Here is an 18,014-nt window from a genome sequence, read left to right as displayed (position 1 = left end):
CCCATAAGCCTATATTCTGTCAACTTTAAGGTTGAATTTTACGTACGATTTTTGAACTTAGCCTGAATAACATCCCACATCTTAGCCACAGGATCGATGCCAGTCATTTTTTTAATGGCCTGTGCACCCGTAGGAGATGTCACATTCACTTCAGTCATGTAATCGCCGATCACATCGATGCCGACAAATATCAAACCACGGCGTTTCAGCTCAGGGCCGATCGTTCGACAAATTTCTAACTCTCTCTCTGTCAATTCAGAGCCTTCTGCGGTTCCGCCGACGACAAGATTGGACCTAATCGCTCCTTCTGGAGGCATACGATTTATCGCCCCACAAGGTTCACCATCTACAAGAATAATACGCTTGTCTCCAGCCGTGACATCAGGGAGGAAAGCTTGAGCAATAAATGGTTCCGGCGCTTTTTCTTGGAACATTTCAACAAGGGCTTCAAAGTTTCCATCATCTGGTTTGATACGCACTACAGATGCACCGCCGTGACCATATAATGGCTTGAGCACTATGTCTTTATGCTTGTCTCGAAATGCCTGAACAGCCTCCAATGAACGACTGATCAATGTTGGAGGTTGCAGTTCTGGGTATTCCAATGGAAACACTTTTTCTGGGCTAGATCTCACCCATGCAGGATCATTCACTACCAAAGTGTCTTCGTGGATCAATTCCAACAAATGTGCCCCTGTTAGATACCCCATGTGGAAAGGTGGATCTTGTCGCATCAACACAACATCAACATCTGCACGTAGGTCCAATAATTCTCTATCACCTAGCTCACAGTGGCCATCATCACGTCGGAAAACTTTTGCAGATTTTGCCCAAGTTTTGACCTCACCGGCATCGTAGTAAAGGTCATCCACACTATAGACCCAAACCGAGAACCCTCGTGCTTGAGCTTCTTCGATCATCGCAAATGTCGTGTCCCCTTCTGGATTTACATTTTCCAGCGGGTCCATTTGAACAGCAATTCTCATTTTACGTATCAGCCTCCGACATGCGTACTCACTCTCTAATATAAAATCAGAGAATGCTCTTGGGCCCTATAGATAGTGTAATCAGCTCTTAATTATAAGAGCTATTATCTCCAAAAGGGTCAGAATACGGGTCAGAATACCCACCTGAAGCAGGTTGAGAGTTTTGTTGATCTGTTTCGATCAAATATCCCTCTGAATCGTACTGAACATTTGAATCCGCAGGATCCACGTATGGAGATTGAACTGGATCATTCACGCCGCCATAAAGTCCAGAATCATCATATTCCTGAGGCGGATTAGGATCTACATATCCCACTTGTCCATTATGAGGCTGAGAGTTTGGATATTGTGAAACTGACGGAGCAGTCTCAATCGGCGCTGGAGGTGCATTATATCCCGGAGGTGGCCCTGTTTCAGCAGTATACCCCGGTGGTAGTGAGCGATCTCTCATCTTCACATAAGACACAACACGCTTCACCCCTTTAATTAAGCTTGCATGCTCCGCTGTACGTTTCAATTCGGTTTGATTTCGCGCGTATCCGAGCAGGTAGACAACACCGTTAAAGGTCTCGATATTGTAGTTCACGCTTTTGATTTCTGCATCACCAACAAGGCGTGACCGCAATTTGGCAGTGATCCATTCATCATTAAGATTTTCAAGAATTTTGGTTTTAGGAATAACCTCAATCTCGTTGGCCACCTCATCAATGGTACGCACACTCCATGCTATTTGATCAGCGGCTACTTTGTCTTCTTCGCTATCCACGCGGCCTGTTAGCAACACAAGACGAGATGTGACTTCAACGTCTACCTGTTTAAAACGCCCTCCACCCTTACTAAGGAGTCTCGCTTTGATTTGACTTGAAGCTGATGCTTCATCGAGGCTTTCACCAAATGTCTTTTCTTGAACAACGGCACAACCACCCAAGCCTGTGGCAAGCAATGCAATTGCAGCTACACGATATTTCATCTTCAGGCTCCTGAATACCAAGTCTGTTAACCAATAAATTCTTTGACCACTAACAATATAGGGTAAGTATCAACAGACGCACATGTAAAATTCTTCACAATGATTTGACATATGACACCTGAAAAAAGCGTATATATTTTGAGAAACTGATCAAATTTATTTGGGTCGCCAATGATCACGGCGATGGATTGGTAATTTTCGCGGGCAAACAATAATCAAATCATACCTCCAGTCGTGATCTGAATATTGGTTTTTATGCGACATCCAAATCTGTGCACTGCGCGCGATACGGTTCCATGAACGGTCCGGAACTGACGACAAGCCTAATTCAACCGTTTGTCTTGCTTTGACTTCTACAAAGGCAATCATTTTTCCACGTTTTGCGATGAGGTCAATTTCTCCGGATTTAAGCCGAAGCCGTTTTTCAAGAATTTTATACCCTTTTAGCCTAAGCCAAATGGCTGCGAGTAATTCTGCATTTCGGCCCAGTTTTTCACGTATCTGCCGCGTTGATTTTCCCGATGAATTGGACCGCTCAAACATTTCACTTATCTTTTAATTCAAGTGCTCGCGCGTAAACATCTCTTTTTTTCAACCCATATCTTTCTGCAATTTGCGATGATGCTTGCTTCACAGACATATCGGTTAAGGCTTCAACTATTGCTGAATCCAGTTCAGCCTCATCGATAGTCTCATCCGCTTGAGGTGGACTAATTAACAGCACCAATTCACCCTTAGGTGGGCCCTCTTCTTCAATTTTTGCGGCCAATGCACTGAGCGGTAATCGAATAGCTTCTTCAAATCGCTTGGTTAATTCACGCGCTAAGACCGCCTCACGCTCTCCAAAAACGTCATGCATATCCCTTAGACTTTTTGCCAAGCGCGATGGACCTTCAAAATAGATCAATGTGGATTCCAAATTTTTGAATTTCTCATAAAATTTGATACGAGCACCCTGTTTCGGAGGTGGAAATCCGGCGAAAAGAAAATTGTTGGATGGCAAACCAGATATCGTGAGTGCAGCCAAAGGAGCTGATGCCCCTGGCAAGGTGGTTACAAAATGCCCTGCATCAATAACTTCCCTCGCCAATTTATAACCGGGGTCCGAAATCAACGGCGTTCCTGCATCAGAAATTAAAGCAATACGCTTGTTCTTATCCAAATCTCTTATAATTTTAGGCCGTGTAATTGCCCCATTATGGTCGTGATATGGTCGTAGCTCAGGTTTTAAACCATAGGCGGACATAAGTTTGCTGGCGACCCGTGTATCTTCTGCATAGACAACATCCACTGAAGCCAACACATCCAACGCCCTTAAAGTTATGTCTCGTAAATTACCAATCGGCGTTGCGACGATGTAAAGACCACCATTAAGGTCTGAATTTGGTCGAATCATAGAGTTAACAACCGCATCTGATGCTTGTGTTGTTTCAACCTCGACACTATTGTCCGGCTCAAGGTCCAAATCAGTTTCATCTGAATCGGACTTATCAGAATTAAGTTTTGCGCCTTGTTGGCCGCTGGAGAAATTTGAAGATGACATCACTGCCCAATGCTCGGGATAAAAAATACTCCTTCACCATTAGCGGTCGATCACTGGCAGCGCTAGGGCTAAGTTTGGCATTACTTGCTGGGTGCGCAACGACTGACACCAGCCCCACCACCCCAATTTACCGCGGTGAAGAGCGACCAGAATCAACAAGACCAGAGCGCCCTGAGCCACCTAAGCCTAAGGAAGAAGTAAAGGAAAATCAAATTCCCGAGCTTCAACAATCTGAAATAAACCCAGTTGGAAGCGTCATTCCACGTCACCTTCGAGGGTTGGATCCAGCAGCTTTTGAAGGAATGTCGGAAATTGCCGTCCTTCTGCCCCTAACCAGTTCAAATGCTGGTGTTAGGAAGCAAGCCGAAAGCATTCTAGCAGGTGCGGAAATGGCTCTTTTCCAAGCTGGGATAGAGAATGTCATTCTTATACCAAAAGATACTGGAGGCGTTCAGTCTAAAGCTCGCCAAGCAGCTATAGACGCCATCAATGAAGGAGCAGATGCCTTCATCGGGCCCGTATTCGCTCAAAACGTATCTGCAGTGAACGAAATCGCTTCAAGATATAGTATTCCAATTCTTGCATTTTCGACTAATGGTCAGGTTGCAGGTAATGGTGTCTATCTAGTTTCTCTTCCTCTTGAAGAAGAGGTTAAACGTATTGTTGATTGGGCGACCTTAAATGGCATCACTCAGTTTGCGATGTTTGGGCCGGCTAATAACTATGGATATAAAGTTGAAAGCGCCCTTCGTTTTGAAGCAAGCTTGCGCAACACGACTGTAATTAAAACAGAGTTGTATGACCCTAAAAATCCATCACCCACTGATGCAGCAAAACGTTTAGCCCAAACACTCATCGAAGCGGATGAATATACGCCAGGCGAAATTGCCGTCCTTATTCCAGAACAAGGAACACGCCTTCGCAGTGTAGCGCCATTGCTTCCATATTATGATGTGGATATCAAATCGGTTAAATTACTTGGGACTGGCCTTTGGAATTCGTCTCAAGTTTGGCGTGAACCAACGCTTGAAGGTGGTGTGTTCGCGGCTCCTGATCCATCCGCCCTTACGCAATACAAAGATATATATAAGCAAATCAATGGTGCAGATGCCAGCAGCATGTCCTCACTAGGCTATGACGCTACGCTCATGACTTTGATGATGCTGAGCGAAGGTTCATTGAACCGCCTTTCTCTCGAGCGCCGCGATGGTTTCATCGGCACTAACGGACTTTTCCGTTTTAAAACCAATGGCACAATTGAACGCGGACTATCAGTTGTGCAAGTTACAGGTCGCGGAGATGTTCGTGTTATCGATCCAGCTCAAACAACATTTGAACCAGATGTTTTCTAAAAATAGCTTACGATGAAAATATATAAAGCCAGTCCTCATTAGGCTGGCTTTTTTATTAAAGAACCAATCTTGAACTCACATAATCAGCCAGTAGCCGCCCTGCTGGTGTGAGCTGTAAGTTATTGTCTGTCTCTTCAAGCAATCCATCATCTATAAATTCTGATAGAGTTTCCTGATTGAATTTTCTTCCTACCAAAACTTCAAAGTCTGACTTTGATATGCCGGAAGTTTTGCGTAACCCCATCATGACACGCTCATTCGCGACATCTTCAATGGTTAATATATTTTGAGAAGCTAAACCCAAAGCAGTATCTTCCACTACAGAAATATATTTCTCGGGGCGTCTCTCAGCAACAGTTTCATAGCGATTACCATCAATAGTGACCCTTCCATGAGCACCCGGCCCAATACCAAGCCAATCTCCCGAATTCCAATACACAAGATTATGCTGTGCATGATGCTGCGAACTTATGGCATGATTTGAAATTTCATAAGCGGGATACCCCGCTTCGCACATCATCTCTTGAGTTATCTCATACAAATCAGCGGCTGTATCATCATCTGCTGGCTGCCACTCCCCACGCCCAACAGCTTTTCCAAATGCAGTACGTTGCTCAATGGTCAGTTCATATAGAGATAAATGATCTGCTTTTAGATCAATAATTCCTGAAAGCTCTTGTTTCCATTCTATCAAATTTTGCCTTGGAAGTGCATAAATGAAATCTAATGAAAGTGATGGAAAAGCACTTCTAGCTTCTTCAATAGCTCGTAGCGCTTCTTCTGCATTATGATTGCGCCCTAAAAATTTGAGAGCGTCATTGTTCAAGCTCTGTACGCCTAACGACAAGCGATTAATGCCTGCTTTTGCTAATCCGACGAAAGCACTTCTATCATCAGGATTAGCTTCCAAAGAAATCTCGACATCCGGCGCTAATCCCCACATGCTAGCTATGACATCAATCAAATACTTCACCTCTTTGGGAGGAATGAGCGAAGGTGTGCCTCCTCCAAGGAAAATCGTATCAACTTGCCGCGGCCCGGTCTTTTCCCTCCACGTTGTCAGATCCTTTTCGATAGCCGACAACAAGGGAGCAACATCTCGTTGTTTTGCCGCATAAACATTGAAGTCACAGTAAGGACAAATCTTGGCGCAGTAAGGCCAATGAATATAAACCCCAAATCCGCGATGAGGTTCAAATTCCAGCATTAAAGCAGTGCTTCCGTCAGTAATTTGAATGCGTTCGCACGATGGCTCATGGCATGTTTACGCTCTGGTTCCATTTCACCGAAAGTAATGCTCTCTCCTGTCGCTACAAATATAGGGTCATATCCAAATCCTTGATTCCCACGAGGTGGCCAGACTAATTCGCCTTCAACTTCTCCGCGGTAAGTCACTGTTTCACCATCCGGCCAAGCAACGCACAATGCACAAACAAAACGCGCGCTTCTATCAGCGGCCTTTTCATCCTCGAGCGCTTGGTTGACTTTTTCCATTGCCACAGTGAAATCCTTGCTCTCCCCTGCCCAGCGCGCTGAATAAATTCCAGGAGCACCATTTAAAGCATCCACAGCTAAACCTGAATCATCTGCTAACGCTGGAAATCCAGATGCCTTTGCCGCTGCCAGAGCTTTCAATTCTGCATTCGCCTCAAAAGTAGAACCAGTCTCTTCAGGCTCTGGTAAATCAAGATCACCCGCAGAGATCGGCTCAAATCCAAGCGGTACGAGGAGATCACGTAATTCACGCACTTTCCCCTGATTATGTGTCGCTGCAACTAGCTTACCGGGCTGAAGTTTCTTAGATTGTGGCGAATCAGTCATAATTGGCTCCAGACAAAATGCATGTGATATATTGTTTTTCGATAATAAATGTGTCACATCTAACTGTCTACAGTATTCGTTTGAAAAACGAAGAAAGAATTTGAATTATTGATCGGAAGGTTTTCTGACCTAATGAGCGGCATTGAAGACACATTAAAGCTACGCGCAATCGGTCGCGGGTCTTTATCTTCTGTCTTGAAGGTATTGGTAGATATATTCTGGATAACAGCGTGTGCTGCACTCGGGTTTATCTGGATCATCACCATTCTTTCAATCATCACCATGTTAAGTGGAGGAATGGTTGAAAATTCAATTCTCGGAAAAATTTCTCTACACGCTGATCCGTTTCGATTAACCAGCCTCGCATTGGTTGGTTCAATTTTATGTATAGGGGTGATGTCGATCGCTTCAAACCTCAGAGGAGTTTTCGAAACTCTTGTTGAAGGCGACCCATTTGTCCCAGAAAATGCAAAACGATTTAAAAAAATTGCGCTAATTCTTGCTTTTCTCGAACTCGCTCGAATTTTTGTAAATCCATTAATAGCTTTTATTATCAATATGTTAGGTGTTGAAACACAACTTGAAACAGTTGGAATAGCTCAACGCCTAATGATGACAGATTTTATCACTTGGGGGGCGGTACTCGTTCTGGTCGTTCTATCTCAAGTCTTTGATGAAGGTGCTCGCCTTCGTGAAGATCAAAAAATGACCATTTAGACAAAAGGCCCTACCCAAAACCCATGACAATTCGTGTAAAACTAGATCAGGTCCTTTTAGATCGCCGCATGTCTTTGACAGAGCTTGGTGATCGCGTTGGTATTACGCTGGCTAATCTATCCATTTTGAAAACTGGAAAAGCAAAGGCGATCCGTTTTTCAACGCTCGAAGCATTGTGCAAAGAGCTGGACTGTCAGCCTGGAGACATTCTCATCTGGGAAGATGAAGAGGATGAATTAAACGATTCTGATGAAGAAGGTCAGCGAACCGCCGCCGAATAAGTCGGCTTTCAAAATGAGGAGAAAATTAAATCTCCTCCTCACATTTCATATCGTCAAATCTTATTTGGATTGTTCAATAGCTTCCAATTGAAGCTTAAAGAGGTCCTTACAGCCTGCATCAGCCAAATCACTCATCGCCATGAATTCATCGCGTGAGAAAGGACGTTCTTCACCAGTCCCCTGAACTTCGATAATACGACCATCAGATGACATAATGAAATTCGCATCCACCATAGCATTTGAATCTTCTGCGTAGTCTAGATCAAGCACAGGCACATCTTTATACACACCACAAGAAATTGCTGCAGCTTGGGCAGTTAGCGGGTTTGTTTCGATTACACCCTCTTCTTTGAGGTAATTGATTGCAATTGCGAGGGCCACATACCCGCCTGTAATTGCAGCCGTACGCGTTCCACCGTCGGCCTGAATAACATCACAGTCTATTGTAATTTGGTTTTCACCAAGAGCTTCAAGATCTGTGACTGATCGAAGGGCGCGACCGATCAAACGTTGAATTTCCTGTGTACGGCCTGATTGTTTTCCAGCTGCAGCTTCTCTGCGTCCACGCGTGTGCGTCGCTCTTGGTAACATTCCATATTCTGCAGTCACCCACCCTTTTCCAGAGCCCTTCATCCAGCGCGGAACATCTGCTGTCCAAGACGCAGTACACAATACATGCGTATGCCCGAATTTGATCAAACATGACCCTTCTGCATATCTTGTTACCCCAACCTCCATGCTCACTTCACGAAGAGATTCTGGTGTACGACTGGAAGGACGTTCAAATTGATTCATGGCTCTTAATTCCTAAAAATACGGACAATAACGCCAGCTCTTTGAAGCTATACGACGAAATTGTATGAAACTTATTTGAAAAGGCGATACAGGAAGCAAGTATGGTTTGGCAATGCAAACAATTCGCATTGCATCCAAGAATAACTATCTCTATTCTATGAGAGATATGAATTCCAAACCTTCTTCTCCCCAATCCCAGCTTTCAGCAATGGATGAACGTTCACGAACTATATTTCGTGAAATAGTAGACGCATATCTGGAAACAGGTGAACCAGTGGGGTCACGTACTATTGCAAGAAGAGGTATCAGCCTGTCATCAGCCTCCATCCGTAATGTGATGGCCGACCTAGCAGAGCAAGGTCTACTGGATAGTCCTCACACGTCTGCTGGGAGGCTACCTACGCACCAAGGTCTAAGGCTTTTCGTTGATGGGCTTATGGAAGTTCAACAGATGAAACTAGGCGCTGTTGATAAACGTAAAATCCAACAACGCCTTTCAGCCGCACAAAACCGCCCTCCTGAGGATTTCCTTGGCGAAGCATCAGAACTACTCTCAGGGTTAGTGGGCGGTGCCGGTTTAGTTGCGAGCCCCAAAAGTGATGGCTCTGCAATCAAACATGTTGAATTTGTATCCGTCGGCCCTGGTCAAGCGCTAGCAGTTATTGTTTCTTCAGATGATGATGTAGAAAACCGACTTATCTCTCTTCCTGATGGAATGCCACTTTCAGCATTACAGGAAGCTAGCAATTACCTAAACGCTCGTTTGCGTGGGAAAACTCTTTCCGAAGTTAAATCAGATATTCTTACAGAAGTGCGTGAAAAACGCGCTCAACTCGATGAAAAAGCATCGACATTAGTTGAAGCTGGAATGGCCCACTGGACTGGTGAAGACCCTATCAGAGGGCGCTCACTCATCATACGCGGTCGAGCCAACCTGTTGGGTGACGAACAATTAGCTGAAGATGTCGATAAGGTAAGAGATTTATTTTCTTATCTGGACAAAACTGAAAGTTTGATACAAGTGCTTGACCGAGCACATGAAGCTGAAGGAGTTCGTCTGTTTATTGGTGCAGAAAACAAACTTTTTAGCCTCTCTGGTTCAAGTGTTATTGTTGCTCCCTATATGAATTCTGAGCGGAAAGTTGTAGGAGCACTGGGTGTTATTGGTCCAACGCGTTTGAATTATGCACGCGTCATTCCAATGGTTGATTATACAGCGCAAGTTGTTGGTCGATTATTGGATGGTGGTTCGACCGAAAAATTAGAGGATTAGCGATGAGCGAAGAAACGCAAACGCCAAAAGATGAAACTGCCAAAGAAGCAGAAGAAGTGACAAACACTGAAGAAGAAGTTCAAACAGAAGGTGCCGAAAAAGCAGAAGATACAGCACCTGTAGAAAATGAACCAGAAGCGCGTATTGCTGAATTGGAAGCTGAACGCAACGCAATCAAAGATCAGCTCGTCCGTACGATGGCTGATATGGAAAACCTGCGTAAACGCACAGAGAAACAAATTGCTGACTCACGTAGTTATGCGATTGAAAAGTTTGCAGGAGATCTATTGTCAGTATCTGATAATATGACACGTGCACTATCAGCTGTCAGCGACGAAGCTAAAGAGCAATTGTCTGAGCAAGGAAAAAGTTTACTTGCCGGAATTGAAATGACGCAAAAAGAGCTTCACGCTTCTTTTGCACGTAATGGTGTTATCGCAATTGATGCGGCTCCGGGTGCAAGCTTTGACCCAAACTTTCATCAAGCAATTTCACAAATTCCATCTGACCAACCTAATGGATCCGTAGCTGAAACATTTCAATCTGGTTGGAAAATTGGAGACAGAACACTTCGCGCGGCCATGGTTGCGGTCAGCGCTGGTGGAGGCGCTTCTACCAGCGAATAAATTATTTATAGGTTTAAAAGTTCAAAGGACGCTCATTTTACTGGGCGTCCTTTTTTATTTATTCATCGATTGTTTCACCAATACCGGCCTGCCGACGAATAGAAAGATACTCTCTTCCCCAATGTCTCAGTGTTTCAAGCACTGGACCAAGCTCTTTTCCTCGTTCTGTAAGGACATAATCATAACGCTCAGGACGTGTCTGATAGGGCTTTTTTTCAAGCACACCGACTGCAACTAATCTCTTCAATCTCTGGGCAAGCACATGACGTGTAATACCCAAATTTTTCTGAAATTGGTCAAAGCGGCTTACGCCTAGAAAGCAATCTCGTACGATAAGGAGAGTCCAACGATCTCCAACAATCGAACTTGCCCGTGCTATTGGGCACCAGTCATCTGATAATTCATCCCACTTCATATCAATTAACTATAAGACTGATTTGGTAGGAAAACAAAGACAAGTTTGTGAAATCAAGCTTTTCTTCATGCTTGAATCAACCCGGCTTTTATTGCCATGTCTTTGAGATCAGCTTCAGGACGCGGGCCATAATGAGAAATCACTTCACTCGCAGCCAAATGACCAAGTCGAGCACATGTATCCAAATTGAGTCCTTGGCTTAGTCCAAAAAAGAAACCGCCTGCATATGCATCCCCTGCTCCAGTAGCATCAACCACCTTTTCAATAGGTTTGGTAGGTATGTTCATACGAGTTTCATTCTCGATTATGACAGAACCTTTGGCTGATCTTGTAATGGCGGCAAATTCAGTTTCTTTTTTCAACAAATCAGCGGCCACATCGAACTGTTGCACTTCATAAAGAGCCAATAACTCTTCTTCATTTGCAAACACCAAGTCTACATAGTTTTTTACAAGGTCGCGAAAAGCTTCGCGGTGTCGCTCTACACAAAATACATCCGACAAGGTGACAGCGACTTTACGGCCAGATTTCTTCGCAATTTCCGATGCACGAATAAACGCTGATTTAGCAGCTGGTTTATCGAACAAATAGCCCTCTAAATAAAGCCATTCTGAGTTTGAAATGAGATCTGAATCTACATCTTCTGCAGTAAACTCAGTGGATGCTCCCAGAAACGTATTCATTGAACGTTCACCATCGGGTGTCACGGCAATCATGCTCCGTGCTGTGGCTACACCAGTTTTCAGTGGACTACCCGAGAATGTTGCTCCGATATTCTCCATGTCGTTTACATAGGCTTGTCCAATTTCATCATCTGCAACTTTACCCATAAACGCAGCTTTTGCACCAAAGCTTAAAAGACCGGCTATCGTGTTTCCTGCAGATCCACCAGATGTTTCAACTTTGTCCACTGGCAATACATTATAAAGAAAGTCACACCGCTCCTGATCAATGAGGTTCATGCGAGCTTTGGCAATGTCGTTTTCCGTCAAAAACTGATCATCCACACTCGCAATGACATCCATAATAGCGTTTCCTAAAGCGATGACATCAAAGCGCGTGTTCGACATAAATAACTCCAATTATTATCAGGCTTGCAAAGATTTTCGCTTGTTATATGCCAAGTAAAGCTGTCCACAAGGTGAAGTTTGGTTATTTGGGAGATTTGACATTGAATTTTATTTTTTTGGCATGTGAGATCACGCTCCCGAGTGCGAACAACCCATTATCCAGACAACTCAACTTTGAAAAAGAGTTTGAAGCTCAATTTGGTGGTTTGAAAGAAGCGTTAGAAGCACGCGGTCATTCATTGATAGCTTTGGATTGGAAAGCCCCCCTTTCCGATATGGCTCAGGCCGATGGAATAGTTTTGGGGACACCTTGGAATTACCAAAACTATCAGGATGAGTTCATCTCGAAACTGGAAGAAATCGAAAATGCTGGCTTAAAGCTGTTCAACTCATCTGACATTGTAAAGTGGAATGTAACAAAAACCTATCTTCGGGAATTGACTGAATTAGGAGCTGCTACAATTCCTACTTCTTGGATTGATAATCCAACCAAAAATGATGTCGAAGCTGTTTTCAAATCACACGACACGCAAGGAGTAGTGATTAAAAGGCAAGTTGGGGCCGGCGCTTTTGAGCAATCACTATACAAAAAGGGTGATGAAATTCCTGACGGAGTGTTGCTTGATAAACCTGCAATGTTGCAACCTTTTATGCCATCCATCCAAACGGAGGGTGAGTACTCTTTTATATTCATAGATGGTGAGTTTTCTCATGCATTGTTAAAACGCGCCAAAACGGGTGACTATCGTATTCAAGGCACTTATGGCGGTTATGAAGAAAAAATCTCCCCTTCCGATTCCGACATTCAAGCTGCCCAAAAAATATTGTCATTCCTTCCATTTGAAACACCGCTTTATGCACGTATAGATGTCATTCGTGGGCCGGAAGAAAGTCTATTGCTTATGGAAGTCGAACTCATTGAGCCCTACCTATATCCTGTAGAGGGACCCAATATGAGCATGCTGTATGCAGATGCTCTGATTAAAAGAGCATCAAGCTAGGCTGTTTTCTCTTTGAATTTACACAAGTCATAAATGACGCACTTTTCGCACTTTGGTTTGCGCGCCAAACATATGTAACGGCCATGTAAGATAAGCCAATGATGCGCCCCCTTTTTGAAGCTTTCTGGGACCACCCGTTCAAGTAAGTCTTCCACTTGGTCTGGGTTTTTACCGGGAGCCAAACCAGTGCGGTTGGACACTCGGAAAATATGCGTGTCGACAGCTATTGTGGGTTGACCAAAAACTTCATTGAGCACGACATTCGCAGTTTTGCGTCCCACACCTGGAAGTTTGACTAATTCTTCACGTGTCTGAGGTACTTCGCCGCCAAAATCATCGATAATCATTTTAGACAAAGCAATGACATTTTTAGCTTTGTTTCGCCAAAGACCAATCGTTTTTATGCGTTCAGCCACCCCTTCTTCACCAAGATCGAGCATAGCTTTTGGCGTATCTGCAATAGCGAACAAGACACGCGTTGCCTTGTTTACCCCAACATCCGTAGCTTGAGCTGATAAAGCAACGGCAACAACTAAAGTGAATGGTGAATTATACTCGAGTTCAGTTTCTGGATTTGGCCGATCATCAGCAAGTTTTACAAACATTTCCAATATATCATCGCTCTTCAATCGCGTCCGCGGCTTGGACACCCGTTTTTTCTTTGATGGTGCTGACTTGGAGTTGGAGGTCATCAAAAACTGGCCTAGATTGTTGAAACAGTCTGCAATATGATTTGCACCGGCCATCAAAGGCAAGCCATAACTATAGAAAATTCAAAGTTTGAACACTTAAAACGATATGAATGACTTAGACGAAAACCTCTACATGGATGCTGAACTAAGGCCTTCAAGATCCCTCTCTAATAAGGGTTTCACTCAATTGATAATTCTATTGACGGCGCTAGGCTTAATTCCAAGCTTTGCTTTCTTACCTCACGGCTTTTTTATTATCTTAGGGTTCCTGATGTTGGATCTATTGATTTTGTGGCTTGTGTTTCGCGCAAACAACAAATCCTTATCCCAAAAGACTTTTGTTCAAGTTACGTCCGACAAACTGAAAATTCGTCATATTGATCCCAACGGAAAAGAATCAAAAGTTTCATTGCCTACTGCATTTGCAAATGTAAGCCTCGACCAAGAAAACGATGACAATACTTACATTCATCTTTCAAGCTCAGGTAAAGCGTATGCTATAGGCAAGTTTCTCACACCAAACGAACGCACCGCATTTGTATCGTCATTGAACAAGGCCCTTCATTCTGCGCGTGCAGAGCGATACATCTAAAATTCATTCAAAACTACGGTAAGAATTGTGACACTGTTTATCTCCCTTGCTTTAATCTTCGCCTTTTGGGCCGCACTGATTTTCTATAAATACAAAACAATAGAAAAAGACGCAGTCGAGATTTTCAATGCTCGTAAACTCAATGAAGCTCCGATAGCAAAACTCGGAGAAACAGCATTTGTGGAAGCCTATAAACGCGCAAATAGTGTACGCGGACAGATACTCAATTTTGTAGGAGCATTGACGGCTGTAATTTGTCTTCCAACCTTTTTCTTCATCGCAACATGGCTTTGGAATAATGTCTGGAATATTTCCGGTAGAATGGAAGACCTCGATGAAGGTCATGCACCATGGTTGTTTGGTGTTTCGATTTTATGCGTAATAGGCATTGTGGGGATAGCCGCTATTACCGCACGTCTGCATCATCATAATCGCCCCAAGTCCCTAGATGAAGAAATTCAGATCCAAACACAAGGTCAGCAATAATTATGAGCATTCGATTTTTGCATACAATGGTTCGCGTTGAAGATATCGATGCGAGCCTAAATTTTTATTGTGATGGACTTGGTCTCATCCAAGTAGACAGACGTGACATTGAAGCGGGCCGTTTTACCTTAATATTCCTTGCTACGCCTCAAGATGTCGAGGCTGCAGGTGGTTTGCCAGAGAATGGTTTATTGCCCGGTCTTCCAGCATTGGAACTCACCTATAATTGGGACAAACAATCATATGATGGCGGAAGAAATTTCGGGCACCTCGCCTATGAAGTTGAAGACATTTATGCGGCTTGTCAGAAACTGTCTGATATGGGCGTAATAATTAACCGCCCTCCTCGCGATGGGCGAATGGCTTTTGTTAGATCACCCGATAACATCTCCATTGAATTACTTCAAAAAGGCGAAGCCCTTACGCCTATCGAACCTTGGGCATCTGCTGAAAATATCGGGGAATGGTAAACATGTTCAAGCACACACTTTTGGCTGCTTCTCTCGCATTTGGACTCACAGCATGCGCGGAGGAAAAAACAAAGATCGTCCCTAAGTTGGAAAGCCAACCCATAAGCATTGAAGCCGGCCTTAAAGGCGATGATTGGCGCAAAATCGAACCTGAAAACCTTGTGATACTCACCACAAAATACGGTGACGTTGTTATTGAGCTAAATCCTGAATTTGCGCCTGGTCACGTCAAAAGGTTTCAGGACATGGTGAAGGCCCGAGCTTATAATGGCAAAGAATTTTATCGTGTTATTGACGGCTTTGTTGCTCAGGGCGGCATTAACACAAAAGACGATAAATGGCCTCCTTTGGAAATTGAACAAGAACAGCCTCTTCTCGAAGAAGATGTCATTATGCCTTTAGGAAACAAAGATTTGTTCGCTGAAGAAGTCGGATTCCTTAATGGTTTCGCTATCGGAATGGACATTAAAAACGAGTCAAAATGGTTGCTACATTGCCCTGGGGCCTTAGCTATGGCCCGTGGCGAAGACAGAAACACTGGTGGAACCGATTTCTATATAGTTTTGGATGCGCAACGTTATTTAGATCGCAATATGACCACGTTCGGCCGAGTCATTTCGGGAATGCAATTTATACAAAAGCTTAAGCGCGGTGATAAAAATGTTGCTGGTGGAGTCATACAAGCGCCAGACAAAGGCGATCAAATTATATCTGTAAAACTTGCTTCTGAACTGCCTGAAAACGAACAACCAAAATACGAAGTCATGCGCACAGAAAAGCAAGCCTTCATGAATGTGATAAATTCGAGCCGTGTAAAGTCAGATCCATTCTTCTTTTTCACACCACCACAAATCGTAGATGTTTGTGATGTGGATGTGCCTACAGAAATCGCCGACTTTTAACTTGAGCTAAAGGTCCAGCACATCGCGTATGGAATAATATCCTGGTGATTGCTGGACAGCCCACTGCCCTGCCTTAATAGCACCTTTAGCAAAAACATTACGGTCTAGTGCGGTGTGACGAAGAGAAATTAATTCTTCATCAGAACCAAACAACACCTCATGGTCGCCTATTACACCACCTGCACGACGAACAGAAAAACCTATCTTTCCTGTTTCTCTTTCACCTGTAATCCCATCATATGGGGGTGTTTGTAGGTCTTTTAGAGGTGTTCCTCGGCCATCAGCAGCTGCTTCACCCAACATCAGAGCAGTACCTGATGGTGCATCTACTTTACGACGATGATGCGTTTCTAAAACTTCTATATCCCAATCATCACCAAGGCTTGCAGCGGCGCGTTCTACCAGTGCAGTCAACATGGTAACTCCTAATGAGAAATTGCCTGCTTTAACTATGGAAAAGCGCTTGGAAAATTCTTGAAGAGCTTTCTCTTCAGCCTCGTTGAATCCGGTAGTACCAATAATAACAGCTTTCACACCTGTCATGTCCAGCGCTGTCATTGCTGCAAGTGTTGGGATGGGTGCAGTAAAATCGATCCATATATCAGCATTCTTTGCTGCTTCGGCAGGAGATTGCACAATCTCAACCCCACTCGGCTGCAGCCCAGCAACATTTCCAATATCCTTGCCTAGTGCTTCTGAGCCAGGGCGCTCTGTACCACCGATAATTTCACAATTATCTACAGTTTCACAAGCTCGCACAAGAGACTGCCCCATACGGCCCGCAACACCGGCAATGGCAATTTTTAAAGTCATGAGACACTTCCTGCTTTGTATTTTTATTATTTATTCAGCTTCTGCAGAAGCATCAAAAAAGCTTTTTACGCGGCTAATAAAGCCTTGATGCTCAGGGTTTGTGTTTTCACCACAAGATTCAGAAAACTCGCGTAGCAGTTCTTTTTGTTTACTTGTGAGATTGCGCGGCGTTTCCACAAATAGCTCAACGTAAAGATCACCAGCTTGGCCAGAACGAAGAGAAGGCATCCCTTTGCCTTTTAACCGCATTCTTTTACCCGTTTGAGCGCCTTCTGGAATGGAAATACGCGCAAGGTTTCCACCAATAGTCGGCATTTCAATATCGCCGCCCAATGCAGCCTTACAGAATGGAACAGGTGCACGAGCATAAAGGTTTGGGCCATCGCGTTCAAACAATTCATGTTCTTCAATGCTGACGAAGATGTACAGATCACCTTTCGGGCCACCCATATCACCCGCTTCACCTTCACCCTGCAAGCGAATACGTTGACCATCTTCAATTCCGGCTGGAATATTGATGTTTAACTTACGCTGCGCATGGATGTGTCCGCGTCCACTACATTTTTTACACGGCTTTTTGATTATCGTTCCGCGGCCCTGACATGTTCCGCAGGTACGTTCCATAGTGAAAAAGCCTTGCTGGGCACGCACGCGCCCTGCTCCACCACATGTCGTACATGTCTCTGGGGAATATCCTTCAGCCGCACCAGACCCTTCACATGAATTACATTCTTCAGTCGTAGGGATTTCAATCTCAGCCTGTTTGCCTTCGAAAGCTTCTTCCAACGAAATCTCATAATCATAACGCAGGTCTGATCCTCGAGCAGGACCTCCTCTGCGTCCGCCTTGTCGACCACCAAAAAAGTCTGCAAAAATATCGCCGAACACATCTTCAGGTCGTTGACCACCAAAACCGCCACCGCCGCCGGCTGCGCCCATACCAGCTTGTTCATATCCAGCACGACCGTATTGGTTATAAGCAGCTCGCTTTTGAGGGTCGGAAAGACATTCGTACGCAGAAGAAACTTCTTTAAACTTTGCTTCCGCTGTCGCATCATCTGGATTGCGATCAGGGTGATACTTCATAGCCTTCTTACGGAAGGCAGATTTAAGTGCTTTCTCGTCAACGTCTCTGGAGACGCCTAGAAGTTCATAATAACAAGTATCGCTCATACGCAGTTCATTTCCTGTAAAGCAGTAAGGCGGGCT

The 18,014-nt window shown here is 44.2% G+C and carries 22 protein-coding genes; 10 read left to right on the top strand and 12 right to left on the bottom strand.

Annotated features, from left to right (window positions below):
- Positions 1 to 38: 38 nt before the first annotated feature.
- The 4 genes from gshB to rsmI form a co-directional block, all read right to left on the bottom strand.
- Positions 39 to 986, bottom strand: a complete 948-nt coding sequence (gshB, locus tag F551_RS0109955; protein WP_018997362.1) for a glutathione synthase — start codon at positions 984 to 986, stop codon at positions 39 to 41.
- An 88-nt stretch (positions 987 to 1,074) separates the two neighbouring features.
- The gene (locus F551_RS16590; protein WP_018997361.1) at positions 1,075 to 1,956 is read right to left on the bottom strand and encodes a BON domain-containing protein; all 882 of its coding nucleotides are present in this window, start codon (positions 1,954 to 1,956) and stop codon (positions 1,075 to 1,077) included.
- Between the two features lie 156 nt (positions 1,957 to 2,112).
- Positions 2,113 to 2,499, bottom strand: a complete 387-nt coding sequence (locus tag F551_RS0109945) for a YraN family protein (protein ID WP_018997360.1) — start codon at positions 2,497 to 2,499, stop codon at positions 2,113 to 2,115.
- Between the two features lies 1 nt (position 2,500).
- Positions 2,501 to 3,499: a 16S rRNA (cytidine(1402)-2'-O)-methyltransferase gene (rsmI, locus tag F551_RS0109940; RefSeq protein WP_018997359.1), complete on the bottom strand. Its 999-nt coding sequence runs from the start codon at positions 3,497 to 3,499 to the stop codon at positions 2,501 to 2,503.
- Here rsmI and F551_RS0109935 point away from each other — a divergent pair.
- Entirely contained in the window at positions 3,493 to 4,851 is a 1,359-nt protein-coding gene (locus tag F551_RS0109935) for a penicillin-binding protein activator (protein ID WP_081621174.1), read from the top strand. The genes rsmI and F551_RS0109935 overlap by 7 nt on opposite strands.
- Before the next feature lie 55 nt (positions 4,852 to 4,906).
- On the opposite strand, the gene hemW is transcribed toward F551_RS0109935, so the two are convergent.
- Both hemW and rdgB read right to left on the bottom strand, forming a co-directional pair.
- Positions 4,907 to 6,058: a radical SAM family heme chaperone HemW gene (gene hemW, locus F551_RS0109930; protein WP_018997357.1), complete on the bottom strand. Its 1,152-nt coding sequence runs from the start codon at positions 6,056 to 6,058 to the stop codon at positions 4,907 to 4,909.
- Positions 6,058 to 6,672 (bottom strand): RdgB/HAM1 family non-canonical purine NTP pyrophosphatase, encoded by a 615-nt coding sequence (gene rdgB / locus F551_RS0109925; protein WP_018997356.1) that lies wholly within the window; start codon positions 6,670 to 6,672, stop codon positions 6,058 to 6,060. The genes hemW and rdgB overlap by 1 nt, the downstream gene beginning before the upstream one ends.
- Positions 6,673 to 6,804: 132 nt before the next feature.
- On the opposite strand from rdgB, the gene F551_RS0109920 reads away from it, so the two are divergent.
- Entirely contained in the window at positions 6,805 to 7,389 is a 585-nt protein-coding gene (locus tag F551_RS0109920) for a DUF2975 domain-containing protein (RefSeq protein WP_018997355.1), read from the top strand.
- 23 nt (positions 7,390 to 7,412) lie between these two features.
- Positions 7,413 to 7,670: a helix-turn-helix domain-containing protein gene (locus F551_RS0109915; RefSeq protein ID WP_018997354.1), complete on the top strand. Its 258-nt coding sequence runs from the start codon at positions 7,413 to 7,415 to the stop codon at positions 7,668 to 7,670.
- A 60-nt stretch (positions 7,671 to 7,730) separates the two neighbouring features.
- Here F551_RS0109915 and rph read toward each other — a convergent pair whose 3' ends face one another.
- Positions 7,731 to 8,465 (bottom strand): ribonuclease PH, encoded by a 735-nt coding sequence (rph, locus tag F551_RS0109910; RefSeq protein ID WP_018997353.1) that lies wholly within the window; start codon positions 8,463 to 8,465, stop codon positions 7,731 to 7,733.
- A 157-nt stretch (positions 8,466 to 8,622) separates the two neighbouring features.
- Between rph and hrcA the strand changes: the two genes are divergently transcribed.
- Positions 8,623 to 9,738 (top strand): heat-inducible transcriptional repressor HrcA, encoded by a 1,116-nt coding sequence (hrcA, locus tag F551_RS0109905; RefSeq protein ID WP_051089164.1) that lies wholly within the window; start codon positions 8,623 to 8,625, stop codon positions 9,736 to 9,738.
- A gap of 2 nt (positions 9,739 to 9,740) precedes the next feature.
- Positions 9,741 to 10,364: a nucleotide exchange factor GrpE gene (gene grpE, locus F551_RS0109900; RefSeq protein WP_018997351.1), complete on the top strand. Its 624-nt coding sequence runs from the start codon at positions 9,741 to 9,743 to the stop codon at positions 10,362 to 10,364.
- Between the two features lie 58 nt (positions 10,365 to 10,422).
- Here the strand turns inward: grpE and F551_RS0109895 are convergent, their stop codons facing one another.
- Together F551_RS0109895 and F551_RS0109890 are read right to left on the bottom strand one after the other, a co-directional pair.
- Positions 10,423 to 10,779 (bottom strand): winged helix-turn-helix transcriptional regulator, encoded by a 357-nt coding sequence (locus F551_RS0109895; RefSeq protein WP_018997350.1) that lies wholly within the window; start codon positions 10,777 to 10,779, stop codon positions 10,423 to 10,425.
- A 65-nt stretch (positions 10,780 to 10,844) separates the two neighbouring features.
- Positions 10,845 to 11,849 (bottom strand): adenosine kinase, encoded by a 1,005-nt coding sequence (locus F551_RS0109890; protein ID WP_018997349.1) that lies wholly within the window; start codon positions 11,847 to 11,849, stop codon positions 10,845 to 10,847.
- A 101-nt stretch (positions 11,850 to 11,950) separates the two neighbouring features.
- Between F551_RS0109890 and F551_RS0109885 the strand changes: the two genes are divergently transcribed.
- Positions 11,951 to 12,850 (top strand): ATP-grasp domain-containing protein, encoded by a 900-nt coding sequence (locus tag F551_RS0109885; RefSeq protein WP_033404938.1) that lies wholly within the window; start codon positions 11,951 to 11,953, stop codon positions 12,848 to 12,850.
- On the opposite strand, the gene nth is transcribed toward F551_RS0109885, so the two are convergent.
- On the bottom strand, positions 12,847 to 13,596 hold the full coding sequence (nth, locus tag F551_RS0109880) for an endonuclease III (protein ID WP_018997347.1): 750 nt from the start codon (positions 13,594 to 13,596) through the stop codon (positions 12,847 to 12,849). The genes F551_RS0109885 and nth overlap by 4 nt on opposite strands.
- Positions 13,597 to 13,648: 52 nt before the next feature.
- Between nth and F551_RS0109875 the strand changes: the two genes are divergently transcribed.
- From F551_RS0109875 to F551_RS0109860, 4 genes are read left to right on the top strand one after another with little or no spacing between them, the layout of a single operon-like run.
- Positions 13,649 to 14,134, top strand: a complete 486-nt coding sequence (locus F551_RS0109875; protein WP_018997346.1) for a DUF2244 domain-containing protein — start codon at positions 13,649 to 13,651, stop codon at positions 14,132 to 14,134.
- A 27-nt stretch (positions 14,135 to 14,161) separates the two neighbouring features.
- Positions 14,162 to 14,620 carry a hypothetical protein gene (locus F551_RS0109870; protein WP_018997345.1) on the top strand — a complete coding sequence of 153 codons (459 nt, stop codon included), beginning with the start codon at positions 14,162 to 14,164 and terminating at the stop codon, positions 14,618 to 14,620.
- Positions 14,621 to 14,622: 2 nt separating this feature from the next.
- The gene (locus tag F551_RS0109865) at positions 14,623 to 15,090 is read left to right on the top strand and encodes a lactoylglutathione lyase (protein WP_018997344.1); all 468 of its coding nucleotides are present in this window, start codon (positions 14,623 to 14,625) and stop codon (positions 15,088 to 15,090) included.
- 2 nt (positions 15,091 to 15,092) lie between these two features.
- Positions 15,093 to 15,992, top strand: coding sequence for a peptidylprolyl isomerase (locus F551_RS0109860; RefSeq protein ID WP_155825903.1), 900 nt, complete (start codon positions 15,093 to 15,095; stop codon positions 15,990 to 15,992).
- A gap of 6 nt (positions 15,993 to 15,998) precedes the next feature.
- Here the strand turns inward: F551_RS0109860 and dapB are convergent, their stop codons facing one another.
- Both dapB and dnaJ read right to left on the bottom strand, forming a co-directional pair.
- Positions 15,999 to 16,805 carry a 4-hydroxy-tetrahydrodipicolinate reductase gene (gene dapB, locus F551_RS0109855; protein ID WP_018997342.1) on the bottom strand — a complete coding sequence of 269 codons (807 nt, stop codon included), beginning with the start codon at positions 16,803 to 16,805 and terminating at the stop codon, positions 15,999 to 16,001.
- Positions 16,806 to 16,835: 30 nt separating this feature from the next.
- On the bottom strand, positions 16,836 to 17,978 hold the full coding sequence (dnaJ, locus tag F551_RS0109850) for a molecular chaperone DnaJ (protein ID WP_018997341.1): 1,143 nt from the start codon (positions 17,976 to 17,978) through the stop codon (positions 16,836 to 16,838).
- Between the last annotated feature and the right edge of the window lie 36 nt (positions 17,979 to 18,014).

Source organism: Hirschia maritima DSM 19733 (genome assembly GCF_000378345.1).
Taxonomy (GTDB): Bacteria; Pseudomonadota; Alphaproteobacteria; order Caulobacterales; family Hyphomonadaceae; genus Hirschia; species Hirschia maritima.
The sequence above is the reverse complement of the archived record's forward strand: the minus strand, read 5'-3'. Positions and strand labels throughout refer to the sequence as shown.